Origin of the sequence: Reinekea sp. G2M2-21 (assembly GCF_015687175.1) — a bacterium.
Lineage (GTDB): Bacteria > Pseudomonadota > Gammaproteobacteria > Pseudomonadales > Natronospirillaceae > Reinekea.
This window is the reverse complement of record NZ_JADPQG010000002.1, coordinates 257,384-273,756: the sequence shown is the minus strand read 5'-3', so window position 1 is coordinate 273,756 and position 16,373 is coordinate 257,384. Positions and strand designations below refer to the sequence as shown.

At 50.0% G+C, this 16,373-nt stretch carries 18 protein-coding genes; 10 read left to right on the top strand and 8 right to left on the bottom strand.

Annotation, left to right across the window (positions count from 1 at the left end):
* The first annotated feature begins 16 nt into the window (after positions 1–16).
* Entirely contained in the window at positions 17–859 is an 843-nt protein-coding gene (locus IYN85_RS09985) for a TraB/GumN family protein (protein WP_196158750.1), read from the top strand.
* On the opposite strand, the gene IYN85_RS09980 is transcribed toward IYN85_RS09985, so the two are convergent.
* The 4 genes from IYN85_RS09980 to ppsA form a co-directional block, all read right to left on the bottom strand.
* Positions 856–1,557 (bottom strand): hypothetical protein, encoded by a 702-nt coding sequence (locus IYN85_RS09980; protein WP_196158749.1) that lies wholly within the window; start codon positions 1,555–1,557, stop codon positions 856–858. The two genes, IYN85_RS09985 and IYN85_RS09980, sit on opposite strands and share 4 nt — an antisense overlap.
* Positions 1,558–1,658: 101 nt before the next feature.
* A complete protein-coding gene (locus IYN85_RS09975; protein WP_196158748.1) occupies positions 1,659–2,009 on the bottom strand; it encodes a ribbon-helix-helix domain-containing protein in 351 nt (116 codons plus the stop codon).
* 123 nt (positions 2,010–2,132) lie between these two features.
* The gene (locus tag IYN85_RS09970; RefSeq protein WP_196158747.1) at positions 2,133–2,693 is read right to left on the bottom strand and encodes a DJ-1/PfpI family protein; all 561 of its coding nucleotides are present in this window, start codon (positions 2,691–2,693) and stop codon (positions 2,133–2,135) included.
* A 210-nt stretch (positions 2,694–2,903) separates the two neighbouring features.
* Positions 2,904–5,300, bottom strand: a complete 2,397-nt coding sequence (ppsA, locus tag IYN85_RS09965; protein WP_196158746.1) for a phosphoenolpyruvate synthase — start codon at positions 5,298–5,300, stop codon at positions 2,904–2,906.
* Between the two features lie 214 nt (positions 5,301–5,514).
* Between ppsA and IYN85_RS09960 the strand changes: the two genes are divergently transcribed.
* The 5 genes from IYN85_RS09960 to IYN85_RS09940 are packed head-to-tail and all read left to right on the top strand — an operon-like array spanning position 5,515 to position 7,748.
* Positions 5,515–5,997 (top strand): NUDIX domain-containing protein, encoded by a 483-nt coding sequence (locus tag IYN85_RS09960; RefSeq protein WP_230390665.1) that lies wholly within the window; start codon positions 5,515–5,517, stop codon positions 5,995–5,997.
* Positions 5,981–6,583, top strand: coding sequence for a transglycosylase SLT domain-containing protein (locus tag IYN85_RS09955; protein ID WP_196158744.1), 603 nt, complete (start codon positions 5,981–5,983; stop codon positions 6,581–6,583). The genes IYN85_RS09960 and IYN85_RS09955 overlap by 17 nt, the downstream gene beginning before the upstream one ends.
* On the top strand, positions 6,583–6,807 hold the full coding sequence (locus IYN85_RS09950) for a DUF350 domain-containing protein (protein WP_196158743.1): 225 nt from the start codon (positions 6,583–6,585) through the stop codon (positions 6,805–6,807). The genes IYN85_RS09955 and IYN85_RS09950 overlap by 1 nt, the downstream gene beginning before the upstream one ends.
* Before the next feature lie 2 nt (positions 6,808–6,809).
* Complete coding sequence (locus IYN85_RS09945; RefSeq protein ID WP_196158742.1) at positions 6,810–7,013, top strand: hypothetical protein; 204 nt, start codon at positions 6,810–6,812, stop codon at positions 7,011–7,013.
* A 9-nt stretch (positions 7,014–7,022) separates the two neighbouring features.
* Positions 7,023–7,748 carry a hypothetical protein gene (locus IYN85_RS09940; RefSeq protein ID WP_196158741.1) on the top strand — a complete coding sequence of 242 codons (726 nt, stop codon included), beginning with the start codon at positions 7,023–7,025 and terminating at the stop codon, positions 7,746–7,748.
* Here the strand turns inward: IYN85_RS09940 and IYN85_RS09935 are convergent.
* Entirely contained in the window at positions 7,745–8,653 is a 909-nt protein-coding gene (locus tag IYN85_RS09935; RefSeq protein ID WP_196158740.1) for a LysR family transcriptional regulator, read from the bottom strand. The genes IYN85_RS09940 and IYN85_RS09935 overlap by 4 nt on opposite strands.
* A gap of 115 nt (positions 8,654–8,768) precedes the next feature.
* Here IYN85_RS09935 and IYN85_RS09930 point away from each other — a divergent pair, with 115 nt between their 5' ends.
* Positions 8,769–9,767 (top strand): NADP-dependent oxidoreductase, encoded by a 999-nt coding sequence (locus tag IYN85_RS09930; RefSeq protein WP_196158739.1) that lies wholly within the window; start codon positions 8,769–8,771, stop codon positions 9,765–9,767.
* 47 nt (positions 9,768–9,814) lie between these two features.
* On the opposite strand, the gene IYN85_RS09925 is transcribed toward IYN85_RS09930, so the two are convergent.
* A complete protein-coding gene (locus tag IYN85_RS09925) occupies positions 9,815–10,423 on the bottom strand; it encodes a LysE family translocator (RefSeq protein ID WP_196158738.1) in 609 nt (202 codons plus the stop codon).
* Between the two features lie 190 nt (positions 10,424–10,613).
* On the opposite strand from IYN85_RS09925, the gene IYN85_RS09920 reads away from it, so the two are divergent.
* The 3 genes from IYN85_RS09920 (at position 10,614) to IYN85_RS09910 (ending at position 13,905) form a co-directional block, all read left to right on the top strand.
* Positions 10,614–11,654 (top strand): GGDEF domain-containing protein, encoded by a 1,041-nt coding sequence (locus IYN85_RS09920; RefSeq protein WP_196158737.1) that lies wholly within the window; start codon positions 10,614–10,616, stop codon positions 11,652–11,654.
* A gap of 85 nt (positions 11,655–11,739) precedes the next feature.
* Entirely contained in the window at positions 11,740–12,561 is an 822-nt protein-coding gene (gene mutM / locus IYN85_RS09915) for a bifunctional DNA-formamidopyrimidine glycosylase/DNA-(apurinic or apyrimidinic site) lyase (RefSeq protein ID WP_196158736.1), read from the top strand.
* A gap of 117 nt (positions 12,562–12,678) precedes the next feature.
* Positions 12,679–13,905 carry an EAL and HDOD domain-containing protein gene (locus IYN85_RS09910; RefSeq protein ID WP_196158735.1) on the top strand — a complete coding sequence of 409 codons (1,227 nt, stop codon included), beginning with the start codon at positions 12,679–12,681 and terminating at the stop codon, positions 13,903–13,905.
* A gap of 856 nt (positions 13,906–14,761) precedes the next feature.
* Here the strand turns inward: IYN85_RS09910 and IYN85_RS09905 are convergent.
* Both IYN85_RS09905 and IYN85_RS09900 read right to left on the bottom strand, forming a co-directional pair.
* Entirely contained in the window at positions 14,762–15,112 is a 351-nt protein-coding gene (locus IYN85_RS09905; protein WP_196158734.1) for a DUF6172 family protein, read from the bottom strand.
* 93 nt (positions 15,113–15,205) lie between these two features.
* Positions 15,206–16,318 (bottom strand): Gfo/Idh/MocA family protein, encoded by a 1,113-nt coding sequence (locus IYN85_RS09900; RefSeq protein ID WP_196158733.1) that lies wholly within the window; start codon positions 16,316–16,318, stop codon positions 15,206–15,208.
* Between the last annotated feature and the right edge of the window lie 55 nt (positions 16,319–16,373).

The window sequence follows — 16,373 nt, the reverse complement described above, 5'->3', positions numbered from 1 at the left end:
TTTTCTGGTAAAACCTATGCGTTCTCTCATAACTCTTTTTTCACTTTTTCTCGGTGTGCATTCCTATGCTGCGTCCATTTGGCATGTCGATGGCGAACAGGAGTTCTATCTGTTTGGCACGATCCACGTTCTGAAGCCGGACTCTTATCCGCTACCGCCCGTCTATGCCTCGACATTGCAAAAATGCGATGCACTTTGGCTGGAAGCTGACAGTGATGAACTGAAGGACGCCAACGTATTGCACGAACTTCAACAAATGATGCGATTGCCCGTGGGCGACAAACTCCAGGATCAGTTGTCTGAGAATGCTTATCAACAATTGCAGATTCTGGCGGATAAGGCCGGCGTGCCTTTGTCGTTGTTGCAAGGACTAAAACCTTGGGCTGCAGCGAACCAACTGACACTAATGATTTTTCAACAGAGAGGCTTTACCGGTGAAGGGCTGGACATGTATCTGCAACGTTTCGCGCAGCAGCAGAATATACCAGTGCGCGCATTTGAAACCCTGCTGTGGCAACTGAATATGTTTGATGAATTGTCGGATGAGTATGGCGATGAGTTTGTCGAGTTTTCAACAGCCGATATGAACGATGTAGATCAACTGGTCCAGGACTTGTATGGAAATTGGCGCAGTGGTGACGTTGCAACCATGTACGAACAGGCCGCGTTCGAAGGTTATGAGCGTGTGGAACAACGCATGTTAGTTGAACGTAATAATGCGTGGATGAAATCCCTGTTGGGTTCTACTCACGACGGCGTACAATGCGTTGCGGTGGGTGCACTGCACATGGCCGCCGACCACGGCTTACTCAACCAGTTTAAACAGGCCGGTTATCGCGTGACGCAACTGCGCGATTAACGCTGAGACAGGAGTACGCTGAGTTTGCCCAGTTCATGAAAGCCAAAAGGTTTTAACAGGGTGAACTCAGCGTCATCACCATAACCAACCAGTGTTTTTTCAGGAAAGCTGACCTGAATCGTTCTGACCAGACGCTGCTGTTCTTCTTTGCTGCCAAACAAATTTGTAATACCCAATACGTCACTGTGCTCGAACAAAATGGCACCGCATGTCATAACTGACTGTTCAGTTAAGAAAACAAAGGTCACATATTGGTGTTGCAGCAAGCGGTCGTTGAAAATAGTTTGTCCCGCGGGTGTTTGCCCCCAGGCTGCGACCCACAACGCTAATTGATGACTGTCTTTGACCGTTTTCAGTTGAGGGTAATGAAAGCCGTGGTCACGCAGGTTGCGAGGTTCGTATCCATACCAGTGCGCGGTAAATAAGTTCAGATAGGCGTGCTCAAACTGCTCTGCTTCGTGAAAGCTGTCTTTCATAGCCCAATCTGTGTTTAGTTTTCCCATCAGGTCGTTGAATTGCGCAGGGTTAAAATGCTTGGGTTGACGGGTAATGATGTTCGGGTAAAGCGGAGGTGTGGCATTGGTACAGTACCAATGATGTTCCGTGAAGTGTGTGGTCAGTGAATGGGATTGTGCAACGGCGTCGCACCAATGAATGTTGTTTTCGACAGCTTTTAACAATAGAGCAGAAGGTCTCAACGGTCATTCCTTTTTTTTTAATTGTTCAGAAAGTGTCGTTCTGTCTTGGCGATTCACTTCGCACGTCGTTCAGCTAATTTGCCCCGGTTTGCTATTGGCTGTCAATGCATGTTTTCAACTTCTTGTGACAAAATGGAATCTGCGTCTAAAGAAGCAATTGAAATACTTTCGTTCAATGGAATGTCGCCACTCAACTGCAGCGCAAGATAACGCATACTGCACACGCGCAAAAAAGAAGTGAAGTTACCGAGATCGTGACCGGCGTCGATTGACTCGTGGTAAAGTCGCGTCAACATCTGTGGGATATTCATTTCATCACGGGCGGCGATACGTTCCAGCACGTTCCAGAAATAATTCTCCAAACGGACACTGGTCACCATACCGTCGATTCGGATGGAACGGGTACTGCTTTTCCAGAGTTTGGCGTCGGCGCCGATAAAGAGTTTGCACATACACAGTTTCCTTTTTCGAGTCACAAGCCAGCGTGAGTATAACCCGATCTCACGGTCTGGCTATGCGACCAAAGCGGCAATTAACAATCCGCCGTGACTTTGTGTCGGGAGAGTTTTTGGCGACTATTTCAGCAGCGCCATGAACTGAGCCAACCATTGCGGATGCGCAGGCCATGCCGGTGCCGTCACCAGATTTCCATCGGTCACCGCGGCCGTCACCTCAATCGCGGCAAAAGTTCCTCCCGCAGCTTCGACTTCTGGCTGGCACGCTGGGTAAGCAGAACAGGTTTTTCCTTCCAACACACCCGCGGCTGCCAGCAGTTGTGCGCCGTGGCATATCGCGGCCACCGGTTTGTTGGTCACGAAAAAATGCTGCACCATGTTCAGTACCGCTTTGTTCAAGCGTAAGTATTCTGGCGCACGCCCCCCAGGAATAACCAAAGCATCGTAATCTGCTGCGTTCACATCTGCGAATGTCGCATTTAGCGCGAAGTTGTGTCCGCGTTTTTCGGAGTACGTTTGCTCACCTTCGAAATCGTGAATGGCTGTGGCAACGGTGTCGCCGGAAATCTTGTCTGGGCAGACAGCATCGACCTGGTGACCAACCGCAAGCAAGGTTTGAAACGGAACCATGGTTTCATAGTCTTCGGTGTAATCGCCGGTAATCATTAGAATTTTTTTCATTGTTCTCTCTCCATAATTTTTTGTTGTTGTGTTCTGGATGGTTTGACGACGCCCATTGCTGGTGCAGGAATATCGCCGAGTGTGAACATAGCAAGTTGACGTGATCGCAAGGTATTAGTTGAATACTACTTTATAGCTTTCTGTCATTGTGTCGGTGTCTTCTTACTAAGGGAAGGTCGGCATCGTCATAAGATGCCGACTTGGATTAGTTTATTGTTTGCTTTCAACATCCGCGACCAAGGTGCGCATGGCCAGCAAGGTGTCGGCATTCAGTGAGATGGATTCGATACCCTGCTCAACTAACCAACGGGTGATTTCCGGCCAATCGCTGGGCGCCTGTCCACAAATACCAATGTATTTGTGTTGGGCTTTACAGGCATCAATGGCCAGTTTCATCAAGACTTTAACCGCATCGTCTCGTTCGTCGTGTCCTGTCACCAGTTGGCTGTCACGATCCACACCGAGTGTCAGCTGCGTCAGGTCGTTGGAGCCAATGGAAAAACCGTCACAGTGTTTGAGGAATCGATCCGCCAATAACGCGTTGGTCGGAACTTCACACATAACAAACAATTGCAGATTGTCCTTGCCACGTTCTAACCCATGGCTTTTTAGTTCTTTCTGTACCGCCAGCAGTTCATCGACGGAACGAACAAAAGGCACCATGATGGCAACGTTTGTGAGCCCCATGTCATTGCGGACGCGTCGCAGTGCCTGACATTCCAACGCAAATGCGTCACGGAAACGAGAATCGATATAGCGGGACGCGCCGCGGAAACCGATCATCGGGTTCTCTTCTTTTTCTTCATAGGCTTCGCCACCGATCAATTGCGCGTACTCGTTCGATTTGAAGTCGCTCAGCCGGACGATAACGGGTTTGGGGTAAAAGGCAGCAGCGAGCGTCGCGATACCTTCGGTTAACTTGTCGACATAAAAGGCGACTGGATTTTCGTAACCGGCGATGCGCGATTGAATCTGCTTCTGCAATTCCGGGCCGAGGTCCTTAAAGTTCAACAGAGCGTTGGGGTGAATGCCAATGCCGCTGTTGATGATGAATTCCAGACGCGCCAGGCCGACACCGTCGTTGGGCAGATACTGAACTTCAAACGCTTTTTGAGGGTTGCCCAGGATAACCATGACTTTGGTCTTTAACACGCGGTCATCGGCCAATTCGTGACGCTGAATATCAAAGGCCAATTGCCCTTTATAGACATACCCGGTATCGCCTTCGGCGCAGCAAACAGTAACCGGTTCATCATCGTGCAGCACGTCGGTCGCGTGGGAGGTGCCGACGACCGCCGGTATGCCCAGTTCACGTGCGATGATGGCCGCGTGGCAGGTACGGCCGCCACGGTTGGTTACAATGGCGCTGGCCAGTTTCATGATTGGTTCCCAATCCGGGTCAGTGATGTCGGTGACCAACACCTCGCCGGGTTTCAGTTCGTTCATATGGGCTGCATCCAGAATCACCCGGGCACGACCGCTGGCGATTTTGTTCCCGACACTCTTCCCGGTAATGCGTACATCACTGTGCTGCTTCAGCACATAGGTTTCGATGACGGCTTGCTGACGTTGGCTGTGAACAGTTTCGGGTCGGGCCTGAACAATAAACAGTTCACCAGAGATGCCGTCTTTTGCCCACTCGATGTCCATGGGGCGATATTGTCCGGCCAGTTGACTGTAGTGATCCTCAATAGCCAGCGCGTACCGGCCCAATTGCTCTGCTTCTTCGTCCGTAAGCGCAAAGCGCTCCCGCATAGCTTTGCCGACGTGAATATTTTTTACCGGTGAACGATGAGGCTTGTGTTCGGCATACACCATTTGAATGGCTTTTTCGCCAAGGTGTTTGCGGATTATCGACCGTTTGCCAGACCGCAAAGCGGGTTTAAACAGCTGGTATTCGTCGGGATTGACCGCACCCTGAACGACGTTTTCGCCCAGACCATAGGCGGCGGTAATTAGCACGGTCTGATCAAAACCCGTTTCGGTGTCGAGCGTAAACATCACTCCAGAGGCACCTTTGTCCGAACGTACCATTCGCTGCACGCCGATGCTCAGAGCGACTTTCATGTGATCAAACCCCTGATCTTCCCGGTAACTGATCGCCCTGTCGGTAAACAGGCTGGCAAAGCAGGCTTTGCAGGTTTCCATCAGGGCTTCTTCACCCTGCACATTTAAATATGTTTCTTGTTGACCGGCAAAAGAGGCGTTTGGCAGATCTTCTGCTGTAGCCGAACTGCGCACGGCGACATCGGCCCCGCCTTCCTGACTGAGCTCGTGATAGGCTTGTCGCAACTCATTAGCCAGTTGCGCCGGCAGGGTGGCGTGGCGGATCAAGCTTCGGATGGTACTGCCACAACGTTTTAACGCATCCACATCGCGCTTATCCAGATCCGCCAGTAGTCCGGTAATGCGGTCGCGCAGATGGTTTTCATCCAGCAACGCCCAGTAGGCGTCCGCGGTGGTGGCAAAGCCATTAGGCACTTTCACCCCAGCCCCCGATAGCTCGCGGTACATTTCGGCCAACGAGGCGTTTTTACCGCCAACCAGAGGCACGTCAGTCAGACGCAATTCAGAAAAACGTTTCAGGAATGTATAGGACGTAGTCATGGAGGCCTCCTAACCGAGAGGTAGCCGCCATGGCTCACTTTTGTCATCCAAGTGGCTCTGGTGTCTACCAGAATTCGGATGTTGATGTGCAATGTTGGTTAAATGTTGCGCTTGTTGATGACATCCGGCATTGACCTGCATCAAGCGTCTTGGAGCGACATTGCACTACCGCGCAGGATTGGTTTTAATGCCGGACTCAAGAAAAGGAAGCTGTATGCAACATCGAATCCGCGCTGCTGGACTATTGGTTCGGGATAACACTGTACTACTGATCAAACACACCATGAATGGCCGTACTTTTTGGGTACCTCCCGGGGGTGGTTTGGAAACCGTCGACGCCACCACACGAGATACCGTTGTACGTGAAGTTAAAGAAGAAGCCGGGCTGGACGTCACTAGCGTCGGTGAACTGGTGTATGTTCGGGAATTCAAGTCGCTGTCTGAGAATACCTACCATATGGAGCAGTTTTTCCGGGTAACGGAATGGCAGGGTGAATTGACACTGGCCAATCTGGCTGGGCTCGGTGGTGATGAGCATATGATCAGTGAAGCTCGCTTTGTCCACCGCGATGAACTGGCGTCGATGCGGGTTTACCCGAAAGAATTGGCGGATGATCTGTGGGCGCGGATAGAGCAACCCTTCATCCATCCAGTACATTTGGGTGTTCAGGTAGAAGGCGATGATGCGGAATTCTGAAGCCCTGGCAAAGTTCCTGTTTGTTGTTACGTGCCTTCTGCTCACAACCGGTGCAGCCATTGCCGCCGACTTCAGCAAATACAAACACCATGACGATTACGACGACTACTTTCGCAAATACAGTAAACGTTTCTTTAGCCCTGCTTTTGACTGGCATTACTTCAAGGCGCAGGCCGTTGCCGAAAGTAATTTGAATCCTGAAGCAAAAAGCTATGTGGGCGCGCAGGGGATCATGCAAATTATGCCGCGTACGTTTGAAGAGATAAGAGTCAAAAGTAAGTTTATTGAAGGTACCGCTACAGAACCGAAATGGAACATTGCAGCGGGCATTTGGTACAACAAGCAACAGTTCGATTTTTGGGAAAAAGGCCGAAGCCTCGAAGAACGATTGCGTTTTATGTATGGCTCCTATAACGCCGGACGCGGTAACTTGCTGAAAGCTCAGCGCGAAGCCATAAACGCCGGATTAAACCCCAAAGTTTGGGACTCAATGGTGCACGCATTGCCCAAAGTTACCGGTGATCATTCGAAAGAAACCCTGAACTACGTTGAAAAAATATTCACTATTAAAGAGGACATTAAATAATGGATTGGTCCATCATTTTCATTAATTTCGTTTACGCCATATTTGGTTGCACTATCACCCTGGTATTCATGGCCGCAGGCTATTGGTTGTTCGACAAAATCACACCGTTTAATACCCACGATGAATTAGCCAAAGGCAATCAGGCTGTCGGTACCGTAATTGCGGCGATTATTGTCGGCTTAGGGATTGCCGTGGGTCTGGTGATTGGGATGGGATTAAATTGATCGTGAAATTATTTGATACGGGCACAACCCTCGCGCTGACATGTGTCGCAGCAACCTTGTTCAGTGGTTGCCCGACTGAAACAACAGCACCGGAAGGCTCCATTCCGCCCGTCGAGAATTTGGAGTTTTATGAAATCGAAAGTGATCGAGGGGTGCAACTGCACAACTTTTTTAGTGGGTCGGCTAGTGCTGGAACCTCTGGTTAATGGCAATATATGCTTCTCGCATCAGCCTCTTATTCGAATGCCAACTGGGAAGCTTTGGTGAAGGGCAGGCTTGAATCAATTAATCGCCTTGAATCTGATTATGCAGAGTTCCAGGCAAATCCAGAAGCCGCGACTGAAACCCATGAAGAGTTTTCTTGTGATCTCTATGGAACGCAGCATTTTTCTGCGAGTAAAACTGTAGACAGTAATGCGAATACGATAACTTTCAAATTCAAAACAGATGCCGAACGTTGTGTATCCAGCCTTAATGATGACGGTTACGATTACGAAGTAAATCATGGTGTATTTGAAAAAAGATTTGTTTTTTACCTTGATGATAGTGAAGGTGTTGAGCGAATTGATTATGAAGAGACCAGAACAGGTATCGCCGACTTAATTACGACTGATACCATGTTGCAGGAAAACCTGGATAACCTTTCTTTAGCCAAAGCAGAAGAGTTTTCTGTGATGATTGACGCTACTTGGTTGGCAACTACAGAAGAAACTATTTATCACATTGACGGTCGGAGTGTTTCTAACTTCGTGTTCTATGAAAATGATATTCGCTATAGTCTTTCAGGTACGGTGACTTATACCACTACTGATAATCTAGTAATAACCGACAGCGGTGGATTCACTTCGATGATATTTGATATTTCGACCGATGGCCACGTGATGCAGACAACGCTCGATTTAGGCACCACTACCAGAACCTGCGACGGCAGCCCCTGCTAACTTAATGAATCGGTGACTTCCTGCCGAATAAAATCCACCGCAACGCGAATTTTCGGAATCGCGTAGCGGTGCTTCTGATACAGCAGATACACACCCAGATCCGGTTGTTGCGTGATATTCACCGGATGATCGAAGCGTAGTTCCTGTAAGTGCCCATGCGCGATCGCCTCTTGCAATACCCAGCGAGGCAAGAACAGAATGCCTTCCCCATTGATAGCTTGTCGTACCAACCATTGTCCATTGTTGCTGATCAGGGCGGCGGGTCCTGAAACATCGTGCCATTGGCCGTCTATGTTGGTGAGCCAAGGTGTAGGTCCCATTGGCGTGCGGAAATAAAGCCCTTGATGTTGTTTGAGATCGAATGGGTTTGCGGGTATCCCGGCGCGAATCAGGTAGTGTTCGGCCGCGACGGCAATGAAATTGTTATCCAACAACGGTAACGCGACCACGCGTTCATTGGGCACGTATCCACCGCGTATGGCGATGTCGATGTCGTCGCGGTTTAACGTCGACACCTCATCCGTCAGGCTGACATCCAGTATGATCTTGGGGTACGCCGCTTTGAGCTTATCCAGCAATGGCAACAGGATTCGTTCACCAAAACCGACCATGGAGCTGATGCGCAAACGCCCCATGGGTTCGGTCTGGTAGTTACGCACAGACGCATCGGTTTGCGAGAGTCGTTCCAAAACATCCTTCACCTGACGATAGTATTCCTGCCCCACTTCGGTCAGCTTGACCAAGCGCGTGGTGCGCTGCAACAGATTTGCGCCAAGACTGTTTTCCAGATCGGCAACCCGGCGTGACAAAGACGACGGTGGTACGCCAAAGCGTTTTGCCGATTCCGTAAAGCTGCCGGTTTCGGCCACAGCAACGAAATACCGTAGGGCTCTGAGTTGGTCCATATCGCCTCATTTTTGTTTTAAAGACAATAAATATTCGCATTTTCACCCGTATATAGCACTGAATTTATCGTTAATATGGGTGCTATCGAATTTTCGACCTAATTTGGAGAGAGTTATGAGCACGTATACCGCGATTCAATTAATTGCCCGCCCTCATGGCGGTCCAATCGGCCCCGATCTGTTCAAGGTCGTTGAACAACCCATACCAGACGTCGCCGATGGCGAGTTTCTGGTAAAACAGACTCATATGTCCCTGGACCCGGCGATGCTTGGTTGGATGAGCCCCGCGACCGACAGCTATATCCCTCCTGTGGAACTGGGCACCACCATGCGCTCTTCTGGCATTGGTGAGGTTGTTGCCTCTAAGCACTCTGATTTTGCGGTGGGCGATAAGGTCATGGGAATGTTTGGCTGGACCGAATATGCCTTAAGTAAAGGTCAGGGGATTAATAAACTGGATTCGCAGATTGACCCTGAAATGGCGCTATCTGTGTTTGCACTGCCGGGCTTAACCGCCACTCAGGGTTTGTATGCCATTGGCCAGCATAAAGAAGGTGAAACGCTGGTAGTCAGCGGCGCTGCGGGTTCCGTGGGCTCTATCGTAGGTCAGCTGGCGAAAGCGGACGGCCTGCGCGTGGTCGGTGTCGCTGGTGGCACTGAGAAGTGCGATTGGATCGTCAATGAACTGGGCTTCGACGCAGCGATTGATTACAAGAGCGATAACTTGGCAGAGCAACTCGCTGAATTGACGCCAAACGGCATAGATATCTATTTTGAAAACACTGGTGGTCCGATTCAGTCGCTGGTTTTTGAGCGCATGAATGCCCATGGCCGAATTGCGGTTTGTGGACAGATTGCCGACTACACCACAGCGACACCACCTCCGGGTCCAAACTGGATGAACATCATCAAGAAACGATTGTTAATTCAGGGCTTCACCATGCCGGACCACCTGCACAATGCGCCCAAGCTGTTGGAAAAGCTGACGCCTTACGTGATGCAGGGCAAGATTAAATACCGAGCCCATACGTTGGAAGGTTTGGCTTCCGCGATGACCGGTTTAAACCTGTTTTTTACCGGTGGCAACAAAGGCAAACTGATCGTTAAGCTGTAAGCCGTTGTTCTGACGCCCTGTTCACACCTGGTGAACAGGGCTGTCATTCAAGCCATGTCTAAAGCCAGTTTACTGGCCAGTCCAATCAGCACCACGCCGAAGATCCGATCTAACCACACCGCTCGTGCTTGCAGCGTTGCCAGCCAACGCGGATTGGAAAATAACCAGGCGACGATCACATACCACAGACCATCGATCAGCATCGCCGTTGACGCATACACGAGCTTGCCCAGAACGGTGGTGTCGGTTCCCACTACCTGTGAAAACAGCGCGATAAAGAACACGGCGATTTTCGGATTCAGGAATACGATCATAAAGCCATCGCGGGCGGCGGTATGTGCTTCAATTTCCGGCAAGTTCTGGTTCGGGTTCGCACGGCTCATTAGGCCTTTGACGCCCATCCATGCCAGATACGCGGCCCCAGACCATTGCAAAATCGCAAACAGGGTTTCGGAGGTGACAATCACCACCGCCAAGCCTGAAATACAGATCAGCGCGTATAACCCGACGCCCAAGCCATGAGTAATGGCTGCCGCCATCCCTTTGCGACGCCCGCCGGCGAGCGTATGTTTAAGAACGACAGCCAGTGACGGGCCGGGAGACAAAGCGCCGAGCGCGCAAATGCCGACAATGGTTAACCAGGCGGTAAGTGTCATCTGAAATCCTGTGTTTTGAGTAAAAGTCTTTGGCGGCAAGCTTGCCAAAAATACCGGTCAATAGAAAGCAGACAATGTTCACAGTGGTCTACACTGCTTTTTTGATTCTTTTGTTATTGCTGTGAACCCGCCTTACCGGCGCGGTAAACGCATAGCCCCCTGTTTTTCGCACTATAATTGTTCGAGAGTTATGTTTAAACAAATCGTGAACATTCTGCACACCTTGTCTGGCACCCGAGATGTCGATTCGCTCGAAATGACGCTGGTAACAACCTTGGTTGAACATTTTGATGGTCGCAAGGCAACGTTGTACCGGATCAATGATGCACAATGCGAGCACGCACTGACCCTGTACCAAGATGAAGATGGGCAATACGAACTGGATGTACATTGCCGCACTGCGGATGACACACAACTGGTGCACTATCTCAGTACCACGGAGCAACCGGTGTTCATCCAGCGCGGCGACGCCGGTTGGCAGATAATAGTGCCATTGCACAGTGACCAGAAACCAGTTGGCGGTATTGATCTGCATTGTGAGCACGACCTATCGGGCTATGCCAATGAACTGAGCATCTTCAGTGAGATTTACCGAAACTACCTGGAAATCTTAACCGCCAGTGAGCAGGATACGCTGACGGGATTGTTCAACCGACAAACGTTCGACGTGAAGTTTGAACGTTTGGTGACCCGCCAACGTGCCCACTATGAGCGCGCCAAAGAACAGTCGTTGGCGGCTGTTGGTCGGGAGCATTCGCGATCCTATCGTCTTGATCAGCACCTTTGGTTAGCCATGATAGATATCGACCATTTCAAATCCGTCAACGATCAGTACGGTCATGTTTGTGGTGATGAGGTCTTGTTGGCCATGGCGAATCTTATGCGGAAATCGTTTCGGTATGAGGATTTGTTGTTTCGCTTCGGTGGGGAAGAATTTGTCGTGGTGCTGGCGCCCACGGCAGAACAGGAAGTGTTCGCAATTCTCGACCGCTTCCGGCGCAATGTTGCCGAGCAATCCTTTCCGCTGGTGGACAAGGTCACGGTCAGTATCGGTTATGAAAAAATCACCGAGAAAGACTACCCCATGCAGGTAGCCGAAAAGGCTGACAAAGCGCTTTATTATGTGAAGAAACATGGTCGTAATTCGGTCCGCAATTATCAGGCGTTGGTGGCAGAACAGGCGATTACTGAAGTGCGCGCCGACCAGAGCAACGACATTGATCTGTTCTAACGCGCTTCGCTGCTCGTGAGAGCGCCGGTTTCCTTCTCTACCGAAGCACTCTACAATTCTCCAACCAAAAAAATTTGAGTCTTGCATGCCGGAACTTCCAGAGGTTGAAACCACCCGTCGCGGTATAGAACCGCACATTAAAAATCGTCGGATCAGCCGCATCGTGGTGCGGGATGCCCGTTTACGCTGGCCGATCCCGGATGAGCTTGATGAATGGTCGCGCGATCAAACCATTTTATCTGTCGAGCGACGCTCCAAGTATCTGCTGATCCGACTGGAGCGGGGCACGTTAATTGTGCATTTGGGTATGTCTGGCAGTTTGCGCGTACTGATGGATGATCCGACTCCGGGTAAGCATGACCACGTCGACGTGGAGCTCGATAACGGTGTCCGTCTGCGCTACAACGATCCGCGCCGCTTTGGCGCCTGGCTGTATACCGAAACGGACATTAATGCTCATCAGTTGATCGAGCATCTCGGACCAGAGCCGCTGACCGATGCTTTCAATGTCGCTGATTTCTATGCCAAAACCCGAAAGCGCAAAACCAAAATAAAGTCGTTCATTATGGACGCAAGCGTCGTAGTCGGCGTGGGTAATATCTACGCCAATGAAGCGTTATTCTTAAGTGGTATCTACCCGCATAAACTCGCGGGCAAAATAACCCGAGCGGAAACAGAGAAGTTAGTGAGCAATATTAAACAGGTGTTGGCCCTGGCGATTAATCAGGGCGGCACGACCTTGCGCGACTTTGTCGGGGGCGATGGTAAACCCGGTTATTTTGCGCAGTCGTTGAATGTTTATGGTCGCGCGGGTGAGCTGTGTCGTCACTGTGGAACTTTGATTAAGGAATTACGCACCAATAACCGAAGTACCTGTTATTGCCCGCAATGCCAAGCCAGAAACTGAGCGCATATGGGTGATTAGGAACTGTTAAATCTCTACCAGGAATATTAACAACGTTCGGGACGGTTAAGCCGGCAAGCTGATCTATACTGCGGTAAAGAGCAAGCAAACGAGTAAACAATGAGTGACAGCCCAACCCCCACTGAACCCCCTCTATATGCTAAGCAACCTCTGTTCAACCGGGAATTGGAGGTCATTGGTTATGAGCTGTTGTTCCGGCCACAGGAAAGTTTGTCGATTACCGATGGCAACAATGCGACAGCCCAGGTATTGCTGAATTCGTTCACCAGCGATGACCCGGTGTTGGCCAATGAAGATCTGGCCATCTTTGTTAACTTCACCGCGGCCTGGATTATTCAGGGCGTGCCTATCGATCGCCCTAATTGTGTGATCGAAGTATTGGAAGATGTAAACGTCACGCCGTTGTTGACGTCCTCTATTCGAGCCATGAAACACCAAGGAAATAAGATAGCACTCGACGACTTCGACCTAAGCCTGAATACGTCGCAGTTATTGCCTGAAGCGGACATCGTAAAAATTGACGTACTTAACCTGCCTAAAACCGAAATCAAAAATACCGTGCGGGTTCTCAAAAGACACAAAGTCACGTTGGTGGCTGAAAAGGTCGAAACACAGGAAATGTTTGAATGGTTGTTACCTTTGGGCTTCGACATGTTTCAAGGGTATTTTTTCTGCAAACCCGAACAACGTCACGATAAGTTGGTTAAACCGCCTAAGCAAACAACCCTGTCTCTGTTGGCGGCACTGATGAAGCCGGAAGTAGAGTTCGATGACATTGCTCACGAGCTGAAATCTGACCCTGTTCTGACGGTGAAACTCTTACAGTTGGTGAACAGCAGTCGCTACGCGCGAGTAAATAAGGTTAAGAATCTGGAAGAGGCTGTTGTCATCATGGGTTTGGATCAGCTCAAGCGCTGGGTATCGCTGATTGCATTAACCGATCTCGATAATAAACCACCGGAACTCATTCGATTCACGCTGGTCTGCGCCTATGCCATGGAAATATTTGCCACGGATTTGATGTCGGATATCGGCCTAAGTGCCACCGACTGTTTCTTTGTGGGATTTCTGTCTCGGCTGGACACGCATTTCGATAGACCGTTGCCAGAATTAATCAGCAAATTACCATTGGACCCGGTTGTGATGAATGCCATTGTCCATCGACAGGGGAAAGTCGGCGAAATGCTGACGTTGATAGACAACCTCATGTTGGGTAATTGGGACGCGTTGGAAAAGCAGCCCGTTAATGTTCCGATGGCCGAAATATTCCGAACATTTCTACGCAGCGAACAGGAAGCCGATTCGGTTTATCAAATACTGGTGTAGAGCATACTTAGAGCTTGGTGATGTGTGTTCTCTGTTGTGAAGAACCCATCCGGTTCGGGAGGCTGTAGTTCGATTGTTAAAGCAAAGATCATTTGGTGGGTTTCTTTCTTTCCAAGGGGCGATCCGAATGATACGTAAGCTGATGCAGTTTATATCGTCGGTATTTGCTTCATTTTGCAACTTGGTTCTATTGGGATGTTTTCTCCGTTAAGGATCGCCATTTCCGGCTCACTTATTCACGAATCCCTGCTTGACCAACCTGTGAGATGGAAGTAGCTTCGCGTGGTAGTTTGAAAGGCTGTGAACCAGCCGCATGAGTCCCACCATGATAGACGCTTCTAAAGTCGATTTCTGACCTCTCAATTATAGACCAACCAATCGAAAGCCATTGCTGACATTGGTGTAAATAACCATTCCGTCGCATCTGCTTTGGCTGACTCAATTGGCACTTCGCAACGGATTCAAGGGCATGGATGCCCGAAGAAGCGCCGCGCGTGCACGGATGCACGCTCAAGCGATCGTTCGAAGAAAGTGACAATGGAGGCAGAACACCAAAGCGGGCGACAATAGGGGGTGCAAGGGGATCTCCCCTTGGAAAGAAACATCCTCCAAGAGATCTTTTGGTTAAAAACGGAACCAAAGTCTTCGTAACAGATTTCTAAAAAACTTAGGTGAAACTAAGTCACGCATTTATGCAAATACCACAGGTACAATGCAAATACGCTGTAGTCAGTACCAGCCGGGTTATTCCCCTGCAAAACCGAGAGCCAGACGCCTTCGGTTTTTGGCAGAATAGGGAACGAAAACAAGAAGCGTTTGACAGAATTTAAGGCAGACTTACCAATAAAAATTCGATTCAGTTATTTTCAATGTCTTCGTCTTCGGCAATGTCATTGCTGTCGTCATCCAACGGGTCTTCGACCGGTCTTGCTGTGCGTTGCTGTGGCACTGCCATCACTTCAAGATAAAACGACGTTAAACCCTGTGCATGAATGGCGTCGATTTTTTTATTGATCTCGGCAACATGAATGTCAACCGCATCGGCTTCTGTGTTGCCGAATCGGCAATCAAAACCCCAGAAGTCAGCCTCGGCTGGCAACGGCTTCTTGCGTTCGCGAGTCTGATATTTTTTGATTTCGTGTTTAATGGCTTCCACGCGTCGATCAACATTGATTTTCGGGTGCAGCAGGGAGAAGGTCTTTTTCATGATTATCCTGAACGGGAGGGGGTGGGGTGAAAAGTGGCTGAATTATAGGGTAGATGGGCAATTGCGCAAGGCATTTGCCCATGGGAGTGTCGTTTAACTGAACGTAAATCCGTTGTTGGTTATGGTCATGGCTTGCCCGGTTTTAATCGACTCCTGAGCCGCTAACCCCAGAACGACAGCTTTCAATCCGTCGTCGATGCTGACCTCAACCGGCGCACCTTCCGTGACGGCCTTATAGAACCCGAGGTGCTGGTAGTAGGTCGAACCGTTATGATCACCGGCAGCCAGCAAGGTCGGGTCGACAGGGATCGGAGTTTCAACCGGACCGGTTGGGCGGCGTGGGCTGATAATCAACTTTGGTACAGGTGCGGGTCCGAGGTCGGTGTTCCAGAATCGGCCCGGCCCCGGAACCTTGGCTTCCAGCTTGGCTTTTTCACCGACGGCGCAAAGCTCTTCTTGATACTCCGAACCTTCGGCAAACATGCACAGCTCCAACAGTGCCCGTTGACCATTGGCGAAATCAACGATAACAAAGGCATTGTCCAGAATGTCGGGTTGTTGCCCGTTATAACGTTCATCGAGGTGATTCACGTTTTGACCGCCAGACGCGAAAACACGAATCGCTTCACTGCCCGCCTGAAGTCGCATCAAATCAAAAAAGTGACAACATTTTTCCACCAACGTACCACCGGTGTTTTTGTTGAAGCGATTCCAATCGTTTACCTTTTCCAGAAACGGGAAGCGGTGCTCGCGGATACTGAATTGTTTGGTGTGACCGTGTGTCTGTTTATTGATTTCGTTCAACAATGCCGCCACTGGTGGCATGTAGCGATATTCCATCGCGACCCAAACCGGCGACGGGTGTTGCTCGGCGGCTTGACGAATCCGGGGGATGTCTGCGACGTCGGTGACCAGGGGCTTTTCTACCAATATCGGTAAGGTGGTTTGTTGGAATATCTGCAACAGCTGTTCGGCGTGCATGAAATTAGGACTGGCGATTAACAGCGCGTCGAGATCGTGCCGCGCCAAAAGAGCATCGATCGAGGGTTCAAAATCGACATTCGGCACCAATGTCTGAATGGCTGCTCGCATCCCCGCGTCAGGTTCAACAATGGCGGTGATGGCGGCATCCGGCAGCAGTTGAATATTCCGAATATGTTCCTGGCCCATCATCCCGCAGCCAATGATTCCGTAGCGTAATGTCATAAAATTTCCTGTTCCGTTATTGTTATTTACAGAAAATGTGACGATGCCAGTCTAG